Annotated in this window: 16 protein-coding genes and 1 pseudogene; 11 read left to right on the forward strand and 6 right to left on the reverse strand. The window is 67.6% G+C overall.

Going from position 1 to position 20,233, the window contains the following annotated elements:
• Positions 1-130 precede the first annotated feature (130 nt).
• The 10 genes and pseudogenes from ACQZF9_RS06715 to ACQZF9_RS06760 all read left to right on the forward strand — a co-directional run bounded on the left by ACQZF9_RS06715 (position 131) and on the right by ACQZF9_RS06760 (position 9,102).
• Positions 131-1,117 (forward strand): efflux RND transporter periplasmic adaptor subunit, encoded by a 987-nt coding sequence (locus tag ACQZF9_RS06715; protein WP_428312484.1) that lies wholly within the window; start codon positions 131-133, stop codon positions 1,115-1,117.
• A complete protein-coding gene (locus ACQZF9_RS06720; protein ID WP_428312485.1) occupies positions 1,114-2,259 on the forward strand; it encodes an efflux RND transporter periplasmic adaptor subunit in 1,146 nt (381 codons plus the stop codon). Before ACQZF9_RS06715 ends, ACQZF9_RS06720 begins: the two co-directional genes overlap by 4 nt.
• Positions 2,260-2,335: 76 nt before the next feature.
• Positions 2,336-4,738, forward strand: coding sequence for a TonB-dependent receptor (locus ACQZF9_RS06725; RefSeq protein ID WP_428312486.1), 2,403 nt, complete (start codon positions 2,336-2,338; stop codon positions 4,736-4,738).
• A gap of 55 nt (positions 4,739-4,793) precedes the next feature.
• The gene (locus tag ACQZF9_RS06730) at positions 4,794-5,213 is read left to right on the forward strand and encodes a YeeE/YedE family protein (RefSeq protein ID WP_428312487.1); all 420 of its coding nucleotides are present in this window, start codon (positions 4,794-4,796) and stop codon (positions 5,211-5,213) included.
• Complete coding sequence (locus ACQZF9_RS06735; RefSeq protein ID WP_428312488.1) at positions 5,210-5,680, forward strand: DUF6691 family protein; 471 nt, start codon at positions 5,210-5,212, stop codon at positions 5,678-5,680. The genes ACQZF9_RS06730 and ACQZF9_RS06735 overlap by 4 nt, the downstream gene beginning before the upstream one ends.
• Positions 5,681-5,791: 111 nt before the next feature.
• A pseudogene (locus tag ACQZF9_RS06740) lies at positions 5,792-6,487 on the forward strand (MBL fold metallo-hydrolase); the annotation flags it as partial.
• Positions 6,488-6,654: 167 nt separating this feature from the next.
• Complete coding sequence (locus tag ACQZF9_RS06745) at positions 6,655-8,094, forward strand: RAD55 family ATPase (protein WP_428312489.1); 1,440 nt, start codon at positions 6,655-6,657, stop codon at positions 8,092-8,094.
• A 3-nt stretch (positions 8,095-8,097) separates the two neighbouring features.
• A complete protein-coding gene (locus tag ACQZF9_RS06750) occupies positions 8,098-8,472 on the forward strand; it encodes a response regulator (protein WP_428312490.1) in 375 nt (124 codons plus the stop codon).
• A gap of 61 nt (positions 8,473-8,533) precedes the next feature.
• Complete coding sequence (locus tag ACQZF9_RS06755) at positions 8,534-8,818, forward strand: hypothetical protein (RefSeq protein WP_428312491.1); 285 nt, start codon at positions 8,534-8,536, stop codon at positions 8,816-8,818.
• Positions 8,806-9,102, forward strand: a complete 297-nt coding sequence (locus ACQZF9_RS06760; RefSeq protein ID WP_428312492.1) for a type II toxin-antitoxin system RelE/ParE family toxin — start codon at positions 8,806-8,808, stop codon at positions 9,100-9,102. Before ACQZF9_RS06755 ends, ACQZF9_RS06760 begins: the two co-directional genes overlap by 13 nt.
• A gap of 10 nt (positions 9,103-9,112) precedes the next feature.
• Here ACQZF9_RS06760 and ACQZF9_RS06765 read toward each other — a convergent pair whose 3' ends face one another.
• From ACQZF9_RS06765 to ACQZF9_RS06790, 6 genes are all read right to left on the reverse strand, one after another.
• Positions 9,113-10,396 carry a serine hydrolase domain-containing protein gene (locus ACQZF9_RS06765; RefSeq protein ID WP_428312493.1) on the reverse strand — a complete coding sequence of 428 codons (1,284 nt, stop codon included), beginning with the start codon at positions 10,394-10,396 and terminating at the stop codon, positions 9,113-9,115.
• Between the two features lie 108 nt (positions 10,397-10,504).
• A complete protein-coding gene (locus ACQZF9_RS06770) occupies positions 10,505-11,455 on the reverse strand; it encodes a hypothetical protein (protein WP_428312494.1) in 951 nt (316 codons plus the stop codon).
• Between the two features lie 16 nt (positions 11,456-11,471).
• Entirely contained in the window at positions 11,472-12,962 is a 1,491-nt protein-coding gene (locus ACQZF9_RS06775) for a protein adenylyltransferase SelO (RefSeq protein ID WP_428312495.1), read from the reverse strand.
• Positions 12,963-13,018: 56 nt separating this feature from the next.
• Positions 13,019-14,308, reverse strand: a complete 1,290-nt coding sequence (locus ACQZF9_RS06780) for an NAD(P)/FAD-dependent oxidoreductase (RefSeq protein ID WP_428312496.1) — start codon at positions 14,306-14,308, stop codon at positions 13,019-13,021.
• 98 nt (positions 14,309-14,406) lie between these two features.
• A complete protein-coding gene (locus ACQZF9_RS06785) occupies positions 14,407-16,860 on the reverse strand; it encodes a TonB-dependent receptor (protein WP_428312497.1) in 2,454 nt (817 codons plus the stop codon).
• Positions 16,857-17,474, reverse strand: coding sequence for an ABC transporter substrate-binding protein (locus ACQZF9_RS06790; protein WP_428312498.1), 618 nt, complete (start codon positions 17,472-17,474; stop codon positions 16,857-16,859). Before ACQZF9_RS06790 ends, ACQZF9_RS06785 begins: the two co-directional genes overlap by 4 nt.
• 91 nt (positions 17,475-17,565) lie before the next feature.
• Between ACQZF9_RS06790 and ACQZF9_RS06795 the strand changes: the two genes are divergently transcribed.
• The gene (locus ACQZF9_RS06795) at positions 17,566-20,184 is read left to right on the forward strand and encodes an MMPL family transporter (protein WP_428312499.1); all 2,619 of its coding nucleotides are present in this window, start codon (positions 17,566-17,568) and stop codon (positions 20,182-20,184) included.
• Positions 20,185-20,233 lie beyond the last annotated feature (49 nt).

Consider the following 20,233-nt stretch of genomic DNA (forward strand, 5'->3'; position numbering starts at 1 on the left):
TGCCGAATTCCCCTCTCCCGCCTGCGGGAGAGGGTCCCGCGAAGCGGGGGGAGAGGGCGGCGCGCGCATCGCCCTCTCCCGCCCCTGGCGGGGCACCCTCTCCCGCACGCGGGAGCGGGGAGTCTTTTTGTTGTTTGCGGCCGTTTCGTCCAGTGCATTCTCCGCACCGCCCTCGCTGCAGATCGACAAGCAACTGCAACACCAGCTCGCGATCACCACGCAGCAGCCGCAGCTGCAGACCCGCGTGAAACTCAGTGCCCGCGTGCTCGCCGATCCACGCCGGCGCTGGCGCGCGATGAGCGATCAGCCGGGGGTGCTCGAGGCGCCGGCCGGCGGTTTCCCGGTGGCCGGGCAGAGCGTCAGCGCCGGGCAGGTGCTGGCCTGGATACGGCCGTCCTACACCGATCCCGAGCGCCGCGATCTGCTGGCCGAGCGACGCGCGCAGCAGCGTGATTTCGATCTGGCGCAGGTCCAGGTGCGGCGCTTCGACATCGACACCGAGAAGCAGATCGACATCAGCCTGCCGACACCGTCGATGGCGATCGTCGCCGACTACCACGGCTCGCAGGCGCGCGGCGAAGTGCTGGATCGCGCGCTGTCCGACCGCATCGCCTTGAAGGCGCCGGCCGCTGGCGTGCTGCTGGCGAGCTTCGCGCAAAGCCGGCAGCAAGCCGCTCCGGGCGACGCGCTGTTCGAAGGTGCGGCCGCCGACGGCCTGGTGATCGAGCTGGTCCACGACGATCGCCAGCCACTGCTGCTCGATGGCGCGCAGCTCGGCGCGGCCAAGCTCAAGCTGATCGGTGACAGCTACGACGCCGCGTTGCGTGCCTGGCGCGCGCTGTATTCGGTCGATGCGGATGCGGTCGCGAGCTTGACGCCGGGGCAGATGCTGGCGATCGACGTGCCGCTGAAAACCGCGCAGCTGCGCCTGCCGAAATCCAGCGCGTTTCTCGATCGGAACGAGTCCCAGGTCTGGGTGCATGAAGCCGCCGAGCGCTTCGTGCCGCGCACGGTCAAGCTCGCGGCAGCGGACGAGCGCAGCCTGATCGTCACCGACGGCATCGGCGAGCAGGACCGCGTCGTCGTCGATGCCGCCAGCCTGCTGCGGCTGCGATGAACTTCGTAGCCCGGGTGAAACCCGGGGTTGTGCTCCGCTGGAAAATCTCCCGGGTTTCACCCGGGCTACTGCTACTGCTGTGTGTGTACGTCGGTGCGCAGGCACACAACGGCGAAGACCACGGCGGCGGCGCGGTGGCCGCGCCGGCTGCGGTCGTCACCGTCAGCAAGAACCTTCAGCACGAGCTGGCGATCACGACGACGCGTGTCGGCGATGCGCGCGCCGCCACGGCCTTGCAGCTCACCGGCGAAGTGCTGCAGCGGCCGGAATCGAACTGGCGCGTGCAGGCACCGGAAGCCGGCCGTCTGCTCGCGGTCGGCGGCGGCTGGCCGGTCGCCGGGCAGAGCATCGCCGCCAACCAGTTGCTGGCGGTGCTGGAGCCGGCGCTGAGCCAGCGTGAAAGAGCGCGGCGCGAAGTCGATCTGGCGAGCTTGAAACAAAAGATCAGCATCGCCCAGATCAACGTCGACCGGCTGCGCCTGCAGCAGCGCGCCAGCGGTATCGGCGCCGAAGGCAACACCTACGTCGAAGGCGCTTTCGCCGAGTACGAAACCCTGCAGCGTCAGATCGAGCTGGCGCAGCAGGGCTTGTCCGGGCGCGTCGAGATCCGCGCCGGCGAGGCAGGGCGGCTGCAGCGTGCGCCGGTCTCCGCGGGCGAAGTGGTGGCGCGTGGCCAGGCGCTGTTCGAACTCGCCGGCGCGCGGCCGCGGCTCGCGGTGCGCGTCTACGATCCGCGCTACACGCGCGGCGCGATCGTCGCCAGCGCGACGGTCGATGCCAGGACTTATCCGCTGCACGCGGTCGGCTATTCGGCCGCATCGCCGGAGCCGGGCTGGACCTTGTTGCTGGATTTCGATGCGCAGGCGCCTTCACTGGCGCCCGGCGCACTGGCCGAGGTGTCGCTGAATGCCGCGCCTAAACAGGCGATCGCGACGAGCTTGAGTCTGCCGCGTGCGAGCGTGCAGGGAACATCGGATGCGGCCTGGGTCTGGGTGCATCAGGCGCCGGAGCAGTTCGTGCGCCGCAGCGTGCAGATCGTCGATACGCAGCGCGACACGGTGTGGGTCGCGCAGGCCGCGCTGGCGGCCGACGAGCGCATCGCGGTGCAGGGCGCGGCCTTGCTCGATCAGTTTCGCCGTTGATGCGCCGGCTCATGCTTTCCCTTCTCCCGGTGGGAGAGGCAAGCCTTGGTTCTTTTTTTTCTGGGAGAGTTTCGCGATGAGTTCGGGCCGTCTCCGCCGCCGCCGTCAAGGCGCCAGCGGTCTGTTGCTGCTGCCTTTGCTGAGTGCGCCGGTGTGGGCGCAGACCGATGCCGCGCTGGACACCGTGCCGGTGCAGACCGAGACGCCGGCCGAAGCGACGCCGCAGCGTGCCGACGACGCCGGCCCGGTGCTGCTGGAAGAAGTGGTGGTCACCGCGCGCAAGCGCGCCGAGCCGCTGCAGGACGTACCGGTGTCGATCTCGGCGTTCTCCGCCGAGCAACTCGACGCGCGCGGCATCGTCGACGTGCGCGATCTGGGCATCGCCGTGCCCGGCCTGCAGTTCACCGATCTGGCCGGCTACAACCTGATCTACATCCGCGGCATCGGTACCGACGCCTTCATCCCGTCGGCCGATCCCAGCGTCGCGACCTATCTGGACGGCGTGTACTTTCCGTCGGCGCACAGCATGGCGCAGTCCTTCGGTGCGCTGGAGCGCATCGAAGTGCTGAAAGGCCCGCAGGGCACCTTGTTCGGCCGCAATTCCACCGGCGGCGCGGTGATGCTGTGGACCAAGGACCCGGGTCCGGTTGCGGAGACTTCGATCCAGGCGAGCTACGCGCCGCGCTTCGAAGACAGCAAGACCCGCGTCTATACCAGCGTGCCGCTGGGCGACAACCTGGCATTCAGCGTCTCGGGTTTCTATAACCGTGCCGACAATTACTACCAGCTCGACAACGGCGGCGATCATGGCCTGCCGACCGAAATCAACCGCGGCGGCCGCGTCAAGCTCGGCTTCTACCCGGCGGACAATCTGCAGATCGTGCTCAGCGGCATGTTGATGCAGCAGCGCGGCACGTCGACGACGACCTCGGCGAATACCGATCCGAACGGCCTGGGCGTCACCATCCCGGCCCAGACGCGCGACTACGTCGTCACCGCCAACTCGCAGCCTTCGCTGGTCACCGACACGCGCGCCTATTACGGCAAGATCGACTGGCAGCATCCCGGCGTCGACGTGAAGCTGCTCGGCAGCTACTACTACACCAACGCCCACGATTACGTTTACGACTTCGATGGCTCGTCGCAGCCGATCGCGACTTATGGCGCCGACAGCGATTACCAGCGCATCGTCACCAGCGAACTGCAGTTCACGTCGAACGCCGAAAGCTGGGGAGCCAGCTGGCTGAAGTGGGTCGGCGGTCTGTACTACCTGCGCAGTGAAGGTGGCTACAAGCCCGGCTATCTGCGTCTGGTCGACAGCATCAACCTGCCGCTGGCGAATGTGGTCAATGGCGTGCTCGACGCGCTGCCCGACGCGCTCGGCGATCCGCTGCAGGAAGCGCTCGGCGGCCTGCCGCTGCCGTCGTCGCTGACGTTCTATTTCAACGGCCTGGTGCAGGCGGAATCGTATTCGGCCTATGCGCAGACCACGGCCAGCGCGACCCGCTGGCTGGATTTCACGCTCGGCGCGCGCTACCAGCGCGAGACGCGCAAGCTGCTGGATTCGGATTTCAGCATCGGCAATCTCGGCGGCGGCAACAGCACCTTGATCCCGTGGAGCGACCAGTCGTCGACGGTGCACAACCTGTCGCCGAAAGCCTCGATCGAAGTGCGTCCGTTCAAGGACTTCATGCTGTACACCTCGTACACCAAGGGCTTCAAGAGCGCGACCTACAACATCATCAACATCTACACGCCGCCGGATTACGTGAAGCCCGAAGAGGTCACGTCCTACGAGGCCGGCATCAAGTCGGAATGGTTCCAGCGCTCGCTGCGTTTCAACGTCGCGGCGTTCCAGAACGAGATCAAGAATCTGCAGACCGGCTTCGTCTCGTTCACGTCCGGCGGTGCGATCAACTTCGAAAACGCCGGCAAGGCGCGCATCCGCGGCGTCGAAGTCGACACCGTCTGGCAGCCGCTGCGCGAATGGGATCCGGGTCTGGTGCTGTCCGGCGGCGCGACCTGGCTCAAGGCGATCTACACCGACTACGACAGCGGCCACTACTTCACCGACAGCGGCTTTGCCGCGCAGAGCGATTGCAGCAATCCCGACAGCCCGCGTTGCAACTCCTTCGACGGCAACCGCATCGTGCGCACGCCCAAGTTCTCGGCCACCGCCAGCATCAGCCAGAGTTTCGACGTGCCCGGTGGCACGCTCGACATCGCCGGCGATTACTACTACAACTCGGGCTACTACTACCTGGCGCAGAACTCGCCCAATTCGCTGGAGCCGCACTACGACCTGATCGGCGCGCGTATCAGTTATCTCTACGAGCCCTGGACCTTGCGCCTGACGCTGTTCGGCGAGAATCTCGGCGACGAGCGCTACGACCTCGCGCAGTTCCACACCGACTTCGGTCGCGAGGACACGCTGGCGCCGCCGGTGACTTACGGTGTGCGCCTGAACTGGGATTTCTGAGGCTTTTTTTGCCCTCTCCCACAAGGGGAGAGGGCAGAGAATTGAAGGTGACGAGATGACTTTGCAATCGGTAATCCACGCGCTGATCGGCGGCGTGCTGATCGGCTCCTCGGTCAGCCTGATGCTGCTCGGCCTGGGCCGCATCGCCGGCATCAGCGGGCTGTTCGGCTCGCTGATCACCGGGCGTTACACCGCGGTGGCGCTGTGGTTCATCACCGGCCTGCTCGCCGCGCCGTGGGTGGCGAGCCTGCTCGGCTTTTGGTCGCGTCCGGACTATCTGGCCAACCCGGCCTGGCCCAAGCTGCTGTTTGCCGGCCTGCTGGTCGGCATCGGCACACAGCTCGGTTCGGGCTGCACCAGCGGCCACGGCATCTGCGGCATGGCCAACCTGTCGCAGCGCAGTGTCACCGCGACGATGATCTTCATGGGCGTCGCGGCGCTGGTCGTCGCACTGGGTTTCGGAGGTGTCGCATGAACCTGCTGATCCGCGGTATCGCGCTGCTCGCCGGCCTGTTGTTCGGCAGCGGCATGCTGGTCTCCGGCATGGCCGATCCGAAGAAAGTGCTGAGCTTTCTGGATGTCAGCCGCGACTGGGACCCGTCGCTGGCCTTCGTCATGGGCTCGGCGCTGGCGATCGCGTTCCCGGTGTTCGCGATCGCGCGGCGCCGCCGGCGTACGCTGGTCACCGATCTGCCGATCACGCTGCCGGCGCGTTCGCCGATCACGCCGCAGCTGCTGGCCGGTGCGACGATCTTCGGCGCCGGTTGGGGTCTGTCCGGCCTGTGCCCGGGCCCGGTGCTGGTGGTCGCCAGCGGTGGCAGCGTCGGCGCCATCGTGTTCGTCGCGGCGATGGCGGCGGGCATGGTGCTGTCGGCCAGGCTCGCGCCGATCCTGTTCGCGGCAGCCAAAACCCCTCTCCCTTTGGGAAAGGGGCAGGGCTGAGGGACTCGACGTGAGCGCTGCACTTGAACGTCCTCATCCGGCGCTGCGCGCCACCTTCTCCCGAAGGGAGAAGGCAACCGAAGACGGCACGGTCATTGCCACTGAAAACACATGATCTTCCGCCAGCTTTTCGAGCGTAATTCCAGCACCTACACCTACCTGCTGGCGTCGCGCGCCGGCGGTGAGGCGCTGATCATCGATCCGGTGCTGGAGAAGACCGATGAGCTGGTCGCGCTGATCGACGAGCTGGGTCTGAAGCTGGCGATCGCGGTGGACACGCATACCCATGCCGACCACGTCACCGGCCTTGGCGCACTGCGTGCAGCCACCGGCTGCGTCACCGCCATGGGCGAGCACAGCCGCGCCGACTGCGTCAGCACGCGCTTTCGCGATGGCGAGGCCCTGAACCTGGACGGCATCGCGTTGCGCGCGATTTATACGCCGGGCCACACCGATGAATCCTTCAGCCTGGTGGTCGAGCGTTCCGACGCGGCGGGCGAGGGCCGGGTGTTCACCGGCGACGCCTTGCTGATCCGTGGCACCGGCCGCACCGACTTCCAGAACGGCGATCCCTACGCGGCCTACGATTCGATCTTCAACAAGCTGCTGCGCCTGCCCGACGACACCCTGGTCTACCCGGCACACGACTACAAGGGCCGCACCGTGTCCACGGTGGCCGAAGAGCGCGCGCACAACCCGCGGCTGCAGGTGCGCGACGCCGACGAATATGCGCGTTTGATGAACGGCCTGAACCTGCCGGTGCCGCAGCTGATGCACGTCGCGGTGCCCGCCAACCTGCGCTGCGGCCGGCTGTCCTGAGTCGCCTTCGGGCCGCGGCTGCGGCCTGCGCGTAGGTGTTCAGACGCCGGACATCTGCCCCGGCGCATATCTGCTAGCCTCGTCGCGGATCACCACAGCGACAGCAACAGGACAGGCGTGTGAGCGAGGCCAGCGCGGCAAAGTCACGGGCAGCGATGCCGAAAAGAGTCTCGACCGGCATCTTCGGCCTGGACAACATTCTCGACGGCGGCCTGGTTCCCGGCGCGGTCTATATCGTCCAGGGCCAGCCCGGCGCCGGCAAGACAATCCTGGCGAACCAGTTCTGTTTCCACCGCGTCGCCCAGGGCGAGAAGGTGCTGTACCTGACGCTGCTGGCCGAGTCGCACTCGCGGCTGATGCAGCACCTCAGCGGTATGAGTTTTTACGACGAGGGCCAGATCCCCGGCTCGGTGTTCTACGTCAGCGGCTTCGACGATCTGCAGAGCGAGGGTCTGCAGGGCATCCTCAAGCTGCTCAACAGCGAGAGCATGCGGCTGAAGGCGACGACCATCGTCATCGACGGCCTGTTCGTGCTCGAGGAGAGCGTCGCCTCGGAGCGCGAGTTCCGCAAGTTCATCAACTACCTGTCGAACCTGGCCAACCTGCTCGGCAGCACCATCCTGCTGCTGACCAACAGCCGTCGCGGCCCGACCAGCCCGGAGTACACGATGGTCGACGGCTGGATCGAGATCGGCATGATGACGCTCGATTACCGCAGCTACCGCTATCTGCAGATGCACAAGTTCCGTGGCAGCGGCTTCGTGCTCGGCCGGCATATGGCGCTGATCAGCAATGACGGCATGCGCGTGCTGCCGCGGCTGGAGACCGTCACCGGCCTGGCGCCGAACAACGGCAGCGACGAGCCGCCGCTGCCCACCGGCGCGACCGAACTCGATGCGATGCTGCACGGCGGCCTGCCGCATGGCTCCAGCAGCCTGGCGCTGGGGCCGACCGGTATCGGCAAGACCACGCTCGGCCTGCAGTTCGTCGGCGAATCCAGCGCCGCCGAGCCCGGCCTGATCTTCTCGTTCTATGAAACGCCCAAGCGCATCTGCCGCAAGGCCGCCAGCCTGGGCTTGAACATCGAGCAGCAGATCGCCGACGGCAGTGTCGAGGTGCTGTGGCAGTCGCTGACCGACACCCTGCTCGACGACATCGGCTACCGCCTGCTCGGCGCGGTGCGTCGTCGCGGCGTCAAGCGCCTGTTCGTCGACGGCATCGACGCCATCGAGCAGTCCTCGATCTATCCGGCGCGGCTGGCGCCTTTCCTCGCCGCGCTGGCCAATGCGCTGCGCGACGAGGGCGTGACCTCGATCTTCACCTCGGAGATTCCGCAGCTGGTCGGCGGCGAAGCCGAGATCGCGTTCGGCGCGGTATCGGCGGTCGCCGAAAACATCATGCTGCTGCGCTACGTCGAAATGGATTCGGCACTGCGTCGAGTGTTCTCGCTGGTCAAGGTTCGCGAAAGCGATTTCGACGCGACGCTGCGCGAACTGACCATCACCTCGAAAGGGCTCAAGCTGCAGCCCCTGCCTGCGCCCATGGAGGGGCTGCTCACCGGTCATGCGCGTCGCCACAAGCCAGCCGGGTCGTAGCGGATGAATGCCGTGCCCCGCCATGTTCTGCTCGTCGAGGACGAGCCGGGCGCCATGATCACCGTCTCCCTTCTGCTGGAGATGATGGGCTATCGCGTCACCCAGGCGGCCAACGGCAAACGCGCGCTCGAGACCCTGAAGCTGGAGATTCCGGACATCGTCGTCACCGACTACATGATGCCGCACATGAACGGTATCGAGCTGATCAAAGCGATGCAGGCCGAGCCGGCGTTCGCGCCGGTGCCGGTGATCCTGACCAGCGCCGCGCTGCCGCCGGAGATCGACACCAGCCGCGTCGCGGCCGGCTTCCTGAGCAAGCCGTATCGCATCGATGCACTGGTGGCGCTGATCGGGCGGGTGCTGGATCAGCAGGGCTGAGGCTGGCTTTACCCCGTCCTGACGCGGTGTTACTTTGGTAACACTTGACTCAGAGTGCGCCATGGCCACCACTTCGTTGAAGCTTCCTGAAGACGTCAAGCGACTGGCCGCTGCCGCGGCCAAGCTGCGCGGCATCAGCTCCCACGCTTTCATGGTCGAGGCGATCCGTGAGGTTGCCAGCGCCGAGGAGCGTCGGGCGGCGTTCGTTGCGCAAGCGGTCGAGGCCAGGGCGGAGACGCTGCGAACCGGCAGCGGTCATCCGGCAGCCGAGGTTCACGACTATCTGCAGAAGCGTGCGCAGGGAAAAAAGCCGCCCCGGCCCGCGGCTAGGCCTTGGCGCAGCTGATCTATTCCCGGCAGGCGCTCGTTGATCTGGATCGCCTGATCGATCTTCTGCTCGAGGTCGATGCGCCGATGGCGCCGCAGGCCGCCACGCTCATCACCGAAGCGGTTCAGGTTATGGCGAACCATCCGCTGATCGGCCGTGGCATCGAGGCGGGCCTGCGCGAACTGATCATTTCACGCGGCAGAACGGCGTATGTGGCGCTCTATAGCTACGAGCCTGCCGACGACAGCGTGCTGGTGCTGGCAATCCGGCATTCGCGCGAGGCCGGCTATCCGGCGGAGTAGATCCACGGCATCAATTCGGAACCGCGTTGACCTGATCCAGGATCAGCGGCCGCAGCGCGCCCCAGATCGACGTGGCGGTGTCGGTGTCGCTGTTGGTCAGCAGCACCGCGGCGTAGCGGCGGTCGAAGTCCACCCAGGGCAGGCTGCCGAGCAGGCCGGGGTTGGACAACTCGGGGCCGGCGCTGCCGGGGTGGGACGCGGTGTCGGTGATCCACCAGCCTAGCGAATAGCCGTGCAGGCCGGCGCTGGCCGGCGCCGGCGTGTAGTACACCGGCAGGCCGTCGATCTCGCTGCGCTGCAGCGACTGCACCTGCGCCGCGTCGAGCAGGCGCGTCGTGCCGTCGGCGGCGAGGCCGCCGTCGAGCAGCATCTGCAGCAGCTTGACGTAGTCGTCGGTACTGGCGACGGCGCCGCCGGCGATGCGCGGGTTCTGTGTGGAATCGCCCCAGCTCAGGCCTGAGCCCAGCGGCGTGCCGATGCGTTGGCGGAACAGCGTGTTCCAGGCGACGCCGCTGACCTGCTGCGCGACGTAGCCGACGACCTGATAGCCGGCACCGCTATAGCCGAAGCGCGTCCCCGGCGGGAACACCAGCGCGGTATCGGCGATCTCCTGCGTGCAGGCGGCGAGCGTGCTGGCGGTGTCGGACAGGCAGGCCGAGGAGTAGGGAATGCCCGAGGTGTGGTCGAGCAGCATGCGCAGCGTGATCGCGGATTTGGCCGCCGGCCAGCTGATGTCGCTGCCGAGATAGTTCACCACCGGCATGTCGAGATCGAGCAGGCCGTCGCGCACCAGGCTCAGGACCAGCAGCGCCGTCGGGCCCTTGCTGGCCGAGGCCAGGGCCACGCGCGCGGTGCTGGCGAGATTGCCACCACCACGGGTGTAGCGGCTGTTGCTGGCGGTGCTGCTGCTGACCGCCACCGCGAAGCTATAGCCGGCGACCTGGCCGCTGTCGCTGCCGACGCTGGCGTCGAGCCGGGTCGCCAGCGCGCTCCAGTCGTAGCTGGTCGGCGTCGGGGTCGGTGTGCTGCCGGAGCCGTTGTCCGTGCCGGTTCCGGTGTCGCTTCCGCTTCCGCTGGTTCCGGTACCCGTGCCGCTACCGGCATCGGTTCCAGAGCCGGTGCCGCTACCCGTGCCCGTCCCGGTCGCGCCGTCGCTGCCGGCGCTTGCGGCCGGTGCGCTGTCCGAACTCGAGCCGCCACCACCACCGCAGGCCGCGAGCAGCAGGGCGGCGAACAGCGCGGCGGCGAGGGGGGCTGCGCGCCGCAGCGGCGGTGTCGAGTGTTGGTAAGGCATGGACGCAAGCTAGTGCGCGCCGGGTTGCCTGGCGCAGCGCCGCCGATGAACGTGCGGTCCTGACGCGACCGGCGCGACCGGCGGCCGCGCGTGCCTTGCCGTGCGCGGCTAGCCGAGCACCTTGTTCATCGCCGCCAGCAGCTTGGCGAAGCGTGGCGGCTCTTCGCTGGCGAAGGCGCGGCCGCGATCGCTCAGCGTGAAGCGCGGCGCGTCGCCATCGCCCAGGCGCGCGTGGCCGTGGCGCAGCAGCAGATCGAGGCCGGTCAGCAGCGCATTGTCGTCATAGCTCGGCGCGGAGCGCTGCCAGGCTTCATGCAGCGCTTCGTAGCCGACGTCGGCGGGCAGCCCGGCGAGCTGCTTGGCAACCAGCCGATGTGCTTCTTCGGCGGTCGGCGCGGTCTGCACTTCGGCCAGCGGTGGCGCCAGGCGCAGCAGCGCGTCGGGCGAGCGCGGCGCCTGCAGCCAGGCTTCGCCGTCGCGCGTCAGCTGCCAGTAGCGGTCCATGCCGATCAGACGCGGCAGCAGCAGGCCGTCGCGCACCACCACGTCCAGGCCGGTGCGCAGCTCGCCGGCGCGGTGGCCCATCTCCTGCCAGTAGCGCGACAGGGTCATGCCGATCAGCCGGGCGTCGGCCTTGAGCCGCAGCTCGCGGTACACGCCAAGAATGTCGTTGCGCAGGCGCAGCTCGCTCAAATGCGGGCGCTGCGCCGGGCTGCCGGCGGTTGATGCCGGCTCGGCGGCCGTCGCCGTCGCCGTCGCCGGCGTTGCCGCCGGAGGCGGCTCCGCCACGGCGGCAGGCAGAGCCAGCGCCTCGATCAGCCGCCGATAGCCTTCGACGGTGAAGCGCAGATGCGGCGGATCGCTGTTCGGCGTCAGCGCGATCCAGTCGTCGACGAAGAGTTTTTTCAGCGCGCTGCCGAGTTGCTCCGGCTCGCGTCCGGCCTCGGCCCAGCGCCTGTGCAGCAGTTGTGCCGGCAGGCCCTGGCTGAGGCTGACGCTGTGCGCGTCGAGCCAGCGCAGGATGTCGTCGCAGGCGGCGTCGTCGATGATCGGTGTCATGCGCAAAGCTCCCGGCTCACGATGAACAACTGACGCTGATGTGCCGCGCTTCCGGCGGCGGTTCGGCGGCGTAGGCCTCGTTTTCGGGTTGCTCTTCGAACGGCTTTTGTATAAGTGCGAACAGCCGCGCGACTTCGCTGGCGTCACCGGCCTCGGCTTTCTCGATCGCCGTCTGCAGCAGGTGATTGCGCAGCACATATTTCGGATTCACCGCGTGCATGCGCGCGCGCCGCGCATCCTCGTTTTCGCCGTCGAACTGCAGCCGCGCGCGGTACTCGGCGAGCCAGGCATCGAAGCCTTCGCGATCGGTGATCAGGTCGCGCAGCAGCGGTGTTGTACCGGAGTCGATGCGAACGTCGCCGAGTGCGCGGAAGCTGCGCGTGAAGTCATTCTTGCCACGGTCCAGCAGATTCAGGAATCGGTTGATCAGATCGCGATCCTTTTCCTGCATGGAAGCGAAACCGAATTTGTCGCGCCACAGCTCCATCATCCTGGTCGTGTACGCGGCCGGAAAACGATTCAGGATGCCGTTGGCGATTTCCACGGCCTGATCGGGGTCGTCATGCAGCAGCGGCAGAGTCGCCTGCAGCAGCCGCGAGCAGTTCCAGTGGCCGATCATCGGCTGCTGGTCGTAGGCGTAGCGGCCGTCCTCGTCGGTGTGATTGCAGATGTGGTGCGCGTCGAAGGCGTCGAGAAAACCGTAGGGACCGTAGTCCAGCGTGAGCCCCAGCACGCTCATGTTGTCGGTGTTCATGACGCCGTGGCAGAAGCCCACCGCCTGCCATTGCGCGATCGTGCGCGCGGTGCGTTCGACGACTTCGGTCAGCCAGGCCGCGTAGCGATTGTCGAAGCCGGCGAGCTGCGGAAAATGATCGGCAATGACCAGATCCGCCAGGGGCCTGAGCATCTCGTGCCGCTGCATCAGGTAGAAATATTCGAAGTGGCCGAAGCGCATGTGGCTGGGCGCGACGCGGCAGATGATCGCCGCGTGTTCCAGGGTTTCGCGGCGCACCGGATCGCTGGCCGCGACCAGCGACAGCGAGCGCGTCGTCGGGATGCCGAGCGCGTGCATGGCTTCGCCGCACAGGTATTCGCGAATGCTCGAACGCAGCACCGCGCGGCCGTCGGCGAAGCGCGAGTAGGGGGTAGGCCCCGCGCCCTTGAGCTGCAGTTCGCGCAGTTCGCCGCGCGCGTCGCGAACCTGGCCGATCATGATCGCGCGGCCGTCGCCGAGCTGCGGCACGTAGGAGCCGAACTGGTGGCCAGCGTAGACAGTTGCGATATACGCGCCGTGCTCGACTTTGCGATTGCCGGCGAGCGCGGCGAGCAGCGCAGGATCGTCGGCGGCAGTGGCGGCAAGCCCCAGTTCTTCGGCCAGCCTGGCGTTGAAATGCAGCAGCCGCACGTCGTCCAGTGGCGTCGGGTCGACCTTCGAGTAATAGGCTTTGTCGAGCCGCGCGAAATGGTTTTCGAACGGCAGGTCGTCGATTCGGTTCTGGAGCGTCATGCGGACACTTTAGCCGTTTCTTCCCGTCTCCCGCGTGCGGGAGAGGGGAACCCGTTTCAATCTGTTTTGATCGCCTTGTCGTTCGACGTCGCATCCGAGCCGACGATCAGCCGCGCGCCGCGGCTGAAGCTCAGGTAGTTCCAGAACCACTGGATCGCGACCAGGGTGCGGTTGCGCATGCCGATCAGAAAGTAGATGTGCGCGAAGCTCCACAGCCACCAGGCGAGACCGCCGCTCATTTTCAGTTTGCCGTAGTGGATGATCGCGCTGTTGCGGCCGATGGTCGCGAGGTTGCCGAAGTTGCGGTAGCGGAACGCGGCGGGCCGCGGTTTGCCGCGGATTTCGGCCCTGATACAGGCGGCGACATGCTGGCCGGCCTGCTTCGCCGCGGGCGCGACGCCGGGTACCGGCGCGCCCTGTACGGTCTTCACCGAGGCGGTGTCGCCGATCACGAAAATCTCGGGACTGCCCGGTACCGACAGATCCGCCGCCACCAGCGCGCGGCCGGCGCGATCGGCCGGGCAGCCGACCCAGCGCGCCGCCGGCGACGCCGCCACACCGGCGGCCCAGATGATGGTGTGCGCGTCGATGCGATCTTTCTGCAGCGTCACACCGCGCGCGTCGCAGCCGATCACCTGCGCGTTCAGATGCACTTCCACGCCCATGCGCGTCAGCTCGCGACGCGCGACTTCGGACAGGGATTCCGGAAACGCGCCGAGCAGCCGCGGCGCGCCTTCGACCAGCATGATGCGCGTATCGCGCGGGTCGATGCTGCGAAAGTCCGAGGCCAGCGCGTGCTGCGCCAGCTCGGCGATCGCGCCGGCCATTTCCACGCCGGTCGGGCCGCCGCCGACGATGACGAACGTGGTCAGCGCGCGGCGCAGCGCCGGGTCGTCGGAATTCTCGGCGCGCTCGAATGCCAGCAGCAGGCGGCGCCGGATCAGGGTCGCGTCGTCGATGCGCTTCAGGCCGGGCGCGACCGGCGCCCATTCGTCGTGGCCGAAATAGGTGTGCGTGGCACCGGTGGCCAGCACCAGGTAGTCGTAGGGCAGGCGGCGGCCGTCGTCGAGCACGACGTCGTGCGCGGCCTTGTCGACCGCGGTGACTTCGCCGAGCAGCACGCGCGCGTTGGCCTGGTTGCGCAACACGCTGCGCACCGGCCAGGCGATGTCGGAGGGGTTCAGTCCGGCGGTCGCCACCTGGTACAGCAACGGCTGGAACAGGTGGAAGTTGCGGCGGTCGACGACGGTGATGTCGGCGTCGGCCTTGGCCAGTGACTGCGCCGTGGTCAGGCCGCCGAAACCGGCGCCGACGATGACGACTTTCCTGCGGCTTTGGGTTTGCATGCCGCGCAGTTTAGGCGGAAGCGCCGGGCCCGCCAGTCGTATTTTTCGATGCGGTGGATACGTGGCGCGAAGGATGTTTGCCGCTACCGCCGGTGGATTTACAGCCTGACCGTCAGATCCAGCGTATAGAAGCGCCCGTAGTCGGCCATCCAGCGCACCACGTTACCGGCGGCCAGCGGCTGGCTCAGCGCCTGGTTGTAGATCTTCACGTCGCTGAGGTTGTGGCCGGCGAAGGTCAGGCTCCAGCCTTCGGCCGGCGTTGCCGCCGTGATGCGCGCGTCGTAGACCAGGGTCGCCTTCTGCAGTTTCAGCGGATCGTCGTCCAGATCCAGATAACGCTGGCTGCGGTACAGCACATCGCCGCCCAGGGTCACGTGGACAGGGCCGGGCAGCGGCAGCAGGTAGCTGGGCACGAAACTCGCGGTCCACTTCGGCGCCAGTTCCAGCGGCCGGCCGCCGAGATCCTGGGTGTCCTCGCTGGAGCTGGAAACCGGCGGCGCATCCGGATAGCGGACGTAGTGCGCATCGGCATAGCCGAACGAGGAACTCAGCAGCAGCCCGGGCAGCGGCAGCCAGGTCAGATCGCCCTCGAAGCCGCTGGAGCGCGCCGACGCGGCGTTGAGGATCACGAAGCTGCCGTCCTGGAATGTCGACACCTGCAGGTTCTCGAACTTGGTCGTGAACGCGGCGATGTTGAACTGCAGCGGCGTGCCGAACAGCCGCGCGCGCGTCTTGGCGCCGACTTCGTAGCTGGTCGCCAGCTCCGGATCGTATTCGAGGTTTTCATTGGACAGCGGCCGGCCGTTGAAGCCACCGCTCTTGTAGCCCTGGGCCCAGGTGAAGTATGTGGTGATCGCCTGGTTCGGCTCGTATTTCAGGCCGGCTTTCGGCGACAGGTCCCAGTCGCTTTGCGTGGCATGGGTGTCGTGGTCTTTCTGCGCGCCGTTGGTGATCGCCGGAATCAGCGGGCTGTTGGTGTGGCTGTAGGCATCGGCGCTCTTGTATTCGTAGCCGAAGCGCAGGCCGCCGATGATCGAAAGATCCGGCAGCACCTTGTGCTCGAACTGGCCGAAGTACGCGGCGCTCTGCGTGTGCTGATCCAGGCCGACCGCAGCCGACACCTGTTGGCCGATCACCGGCGACAGCACCGGATTGAGCGTGTCGAGCAGGCTGCCCAGCGACGGCGCCAGCGCGCCGAACAGCGTGCCCGCCGAGCCGTTGCCGCTGCGGCCGGCGGCCTGTGCATCGGCCTGCGCGGCGGCGAAGTAGGCCGCGGCGGCGCCGAGGTCTTCGACCAGGAACAGATCGCTGGTGGTGTAGCGCGAATCGAACAGGAAAAAGCCGGTCACGAAGTTGACGCCGTAACCCCAGCCGAACAGGTCCGGGGTCTCGCCGGCCAGGCGCAGTTCCTCGCTGAACTGGCTGTAGGTCGAGGGCTTGACCAGCTGGTCGACGATGAACGGAATCGGCGAGAAGTCCGCATCCAGATCGTCGCGCTTTTCGCGGCTGCCGGCGTAGGCGGTGACCGACGTCACCGTGGCCTTGTTCATGCGCCACAGCGAGCCCGGATCGTAGTCGACGGTGATGTGCGCGCCATACAGCTGCGCGTCGTCACGCGAAGGATGATTCTCCGAGTTCAGATGATTGCCGGCGTCGTCGTCGACCAGAGGATCGTAGGTCCGCGCCAGCGCCAGCATGTTGGCGCCGACATGGTCGAACGCGAACAGGTTGTAGTTGCGGTACTGGTGCGAATAGAAGCCGCCGATGTCGACCGCGAAAGGGCCGTCGCCGTCGTAGCCCAGCCGCAGCCGCGCGCTGCGCTGCGACGGATTGGATTCGCCGCGCTCGAGGAAGGTGTTGTACTGCGAGCCTTCGTCGCCGTAAGTGATGTTGCCGGCCAGGCGCGCGCTCCAGCTGTCGCCGAGCGCGACATTGAACGCCGGCTGCAGCGAGCGGCGGCCGTAGCTGCTGCCGGTGAAATCGCCGACGGTTTCGTTGGAGGTCCTGGCGGTATTGGTGCTCAGATTGAGCAGGCCGGCGGTGGTGTTCTTACCGAACAGCGTGCCCTGCGGACCGCGCAGCACTTCGAAGCGATCGATGTCGCTGAAGAACGCCGACAAAAATGCGCTGCGGCCGTAATACACGCCGTCGACGACGGTGCCGACCGAAGGATCGAAGCTGGGATTCAGATCGGGCGTGGCAAAGCCGCGCACGCCGAGCGTGCCGGAATTGCCGGCGACGGTGATGTTCAAGTTCGCCGCGTAATTCTGCAGGTCGTTGAACGAGGCCAGGCCGGCCTGACGGATGAATTCGCCGTCCACCGTGGTCAGCGACACCGGCACGGTCTGCGCATCGCGCCGGGTCTTGGTCGCGGTGACGACGACGGTTTCGAGTTCGGTCGGTGCGTCGTTGTACGCCTCGGGCGCCGGATTCACGGCGACGCCGGTAACGTCGTCCTGCGCGAGCGCGATACCCGAGGCGAGCAGGGCGCCGGCCGCGAGCCACGCGGCGCGCCGCCCGGCGCGCGGCCGGGCGTTTAGCTGCGCGCTCATGAGGCCGATCCGCAGGCGGCGCGTGCCTGCTGGTTGCGTTGCTCCAGTTCGGCCAACAGGCCGTCGACGCCGCTGCGCGTGATCTGGCTTTCGTACTGAGCCGAACGCACCGCGAGATCGCTGACGCCCTGGGCGACGACATTGACGATCTTCCAGCCGTCGGCGCCCTGGCGCAGCGCGTAGTCGAAGCTCACCGCATCGCCGCTGGCCGGCAGCAGGGTCGCGGCGACGCGGCCTTCGCTGCTGCTGGTGCCGAGTTCGAAGTGCGTGGCCTTGTCGGCGCTCGTGCTGGCGAACTGGCTGGCGTAGGTGGTCACCGCGGTGTCGGCGATCACCGTGCGAAAGCGCGTGCGCTGCGCCTCGCTCATGTCCTTCCAGTGGCGGCGCAGCAGCTTCTGTGCGATCAGCTCGAAGTCGAAGGCCTGCGCCACCACCGGCTCCAGCCGCTGGCGGCGGGCGGCGCAGGACTGGGGATTACGCAGGCCGGCGACCAGCGCGCTCTGCAGGGCGTCGACCACGGCCGCGGGCGAGCCGGCGGCCGGCGCGGTGCTGCCTGCTGCGAAGGCCCAGGCCGGCACCATCGCCAGGCCCAGCACCGCAAAAAATCTCGACACGTTGTCTCCTGATTTATTTCCCCTCTCCCGCACGCGGGAGAGGGGAAACGGCACTAGCATGGGCGCGGATGATCGGACCGTAAGAGGCGGTATGCAAGGGCAGAAAACAGCCGGTGAGGCGACGCAGACTCTGGCCGGACGCTGGGTGGCCCTGGTGCAGCGCCACGCCACCGGCGTGCTGCTGCTGGCCGCGCTGCTCGGCGCCGGCGTGGCCTGGTATGTCGCCGGGCACCTGAGCGTCGACACCAACACCGAGAACATGCTGTCGCCGCAGCTGCCCTGGCGCCAGGCCGAGCGCGCGCTGCTGGACCGCTTTCCGCAGATGGAGCGCACGCTGGCCGTGGTCATCGACGCGCCGACCGCCGAGGCCGCCGATGTCGCACAGCGCGCGCTGGTCGAGCGGCTGCGCCGGCGCAGCGATCTGTACCGGAGCGTGTTCGCGGCCGAAACCGAGGTCTATTTCCGCGAAAACGGCCTGCTGTATCTGTCGACCGATGCGCTCGACGCGCTGTCGCAGCAGCTCAACCTGGCGCAGCCTTTTCTGGCGACGCTGGGCCGCGATCCTAGCCTGCGCGGCCTCGCCGGGCTGCTGATTCCGGCCTTGCAGCATCCCGAGTCCGTGCCGTTCGACCTGAGCCCGGCGTACACCGCGCTGGCCGACGGTGTCGGCGCCGCGATCGACGGCCGCAATCTGACCAGCTCCCTGCAAAGCCTGATGGGCGGCGGTGGGAGCGATGCCGCGGCGACGCTGCAGCCGGGCAAGCGCCGCTTCATCGCGCTCGATCCGGTGCTCGACTTCGCTCAGATGACGCCGGCCGCCGCGCCGATCGGCTATGCACGCGAGCAGATTGCGGCGCTGCAGGCGAGCGATCCGCAGATGAGCGAGGTGAGCGTGCGCCTGACCGGCTCGGTTGCGCTCGAACACGAGGAACTGCTCAGCGCTTTCGGCGGCACCGGCGTCGCGCTGATCGCGGCGATGCTGCTGGTCGCGGTGCTGCTGTGGCTGGCGCTGCGTTCGCCCTGGCTGGTGATCGCCGCGGTGCTGACGCTGATCTACGGCCTGCTGCTGACCGCCGGTTTCGCGGCGCTCGCGGTCGGCCATCTGAACCTGATTTCGATCGCTTTCGGCCTGCTCTATGTGGGCCTGGGCATCGATTACGCGCTGTACCTGTGCATGCAGTATCGCGAACTGCGCGCGCAGGGCCTGCGCGGCGACGAGGCGCTGACGCGCGCCGCCGGCGAAGTCGGCGGCTTCATGTTGGTGTGCGCGCTGACCACATCGATCGGCTTCTTCGCGTTCATTCCGACCCGTTTTGCCGGCATCGGCGAACTCGGCCTGATCGCCGGCGTCGGCATGTTCGTCAGCTTCGCGGTGAGCCTGACGGTGCTGCCGGCGCTGATCGCGCGGCTGCCGCAGCGGATCAAGGCGCCGCCGCTCGCAACCGGTTCCGCGCTGATGGCGCGCGTGCTCGACTGGCCGTATCACTACGCCAAATCGATCCGCATCGCGGCGGTCGTGCTCGGCGTCGGCGCCGTCGCGCTGGCGACGCAGGCGCGCTTCGACACCGATCCGCTGAACCTGCGTGATCCGCATTCGGAATCGGTCGCCACCTTCCGCGATCTGCTTGGCGACCCCTCGCAGCCGCCGTTGACCTTGTCGGTGCTGGCCGCCGATGCGGCGCAGGCCAAAGCGGTGTCGGAAAAGCTCACCAAACTGCCGGAAGTCTCGCGTGCTTTCAGTATTCTCGATCTGGTGCCGGCCGATCAGGACGACAAGCTGGCGATCATCGACGATCTGAATTTGAGCCTGAATCTGCCGCAAGCAGCGAGCGCCGCGCAGGCGACGCCGCCCGAGGAAGCCGCGGCGGCGCAGGCGCTGGCTGCTGCGCTCGCAGCGAACGCGTCGCCGGCTGCGGCAAAACTGAAATCGCAGCTGCTGCGCTTCACCGAGGCCGCGCAGACCAGGGACGCCGATGCGATCGTCGCGCGTCTGCACGCCAATTTGTTCGGCGCGCTGCCGGCGCAGCTGGCGCAACTGCGCGAATCGCTGAAGGCGCATGCGGTCGGCGAAGCCGAGCTGCCGGCCGAGCTGCGCAGCCGCTATCGCAGCGCCGACGGTACCTATCGCGTCGAAATCTGGCCGCGCGAATCGCTGGCCTCGCCGCTGGCGATGGCGCGTTTCGTCGATGCGGTACGCGCGGTCGAACCCGGCGCGGTCGGTCCGCCGGTGGGTTTTCTCGAAGCCGGGCGCACCGTGGTCGACGCGTTCCGCCAGGCGTTCGCCTATGCGGTGATTGCCGTGCTCGTGCTGCTGATGCTGTTGCTGCGCAGCGTTGCCGACACCTTGCGCGTGGTGCTGCCGCTGCTGCTGGCCGGCGCGTTCACGGTCGCGGCGATGGTGCTGCTGAAGCAGCCGTTCAACTTCGCCAACGTGATCGCGCTGCCGCTGGTGCTCGGCGTCGGAGTCGACTACGGCGTGTACCTGGCGCAACGCGGCCGCGCCGCGCCGGCCGGCGCCAACCTGCTGCGGACCAGCACCGCGCGCGCCGTCTGGTACGGCGCGCTGATCACGATCGCGAACTTCGGCAACCTGATGCTGGCGCCGCATCCCGGCATGGCCAGCATGGGGCTGCTGCTGACGCTGGGGTTGTGCATGACCTTGCTATGCACGCTGGTGCTGCTGCCGGGGCTGTTGCGCCAGCGGGCCTGAGTCGCGGGCAAGCCCGCTCCTACATCAGCGCTTTGTAGGAGCGGGCTTG

Source organism: Hydrocarboniphaga sp. (assembly GCF_965279055.1).
Classification (GTDB): Bacteria; Pseudomonadota; Gammaproteobacteria; order Nevskiales; family Nevskiaceae; genus Hydrocarboniphaga.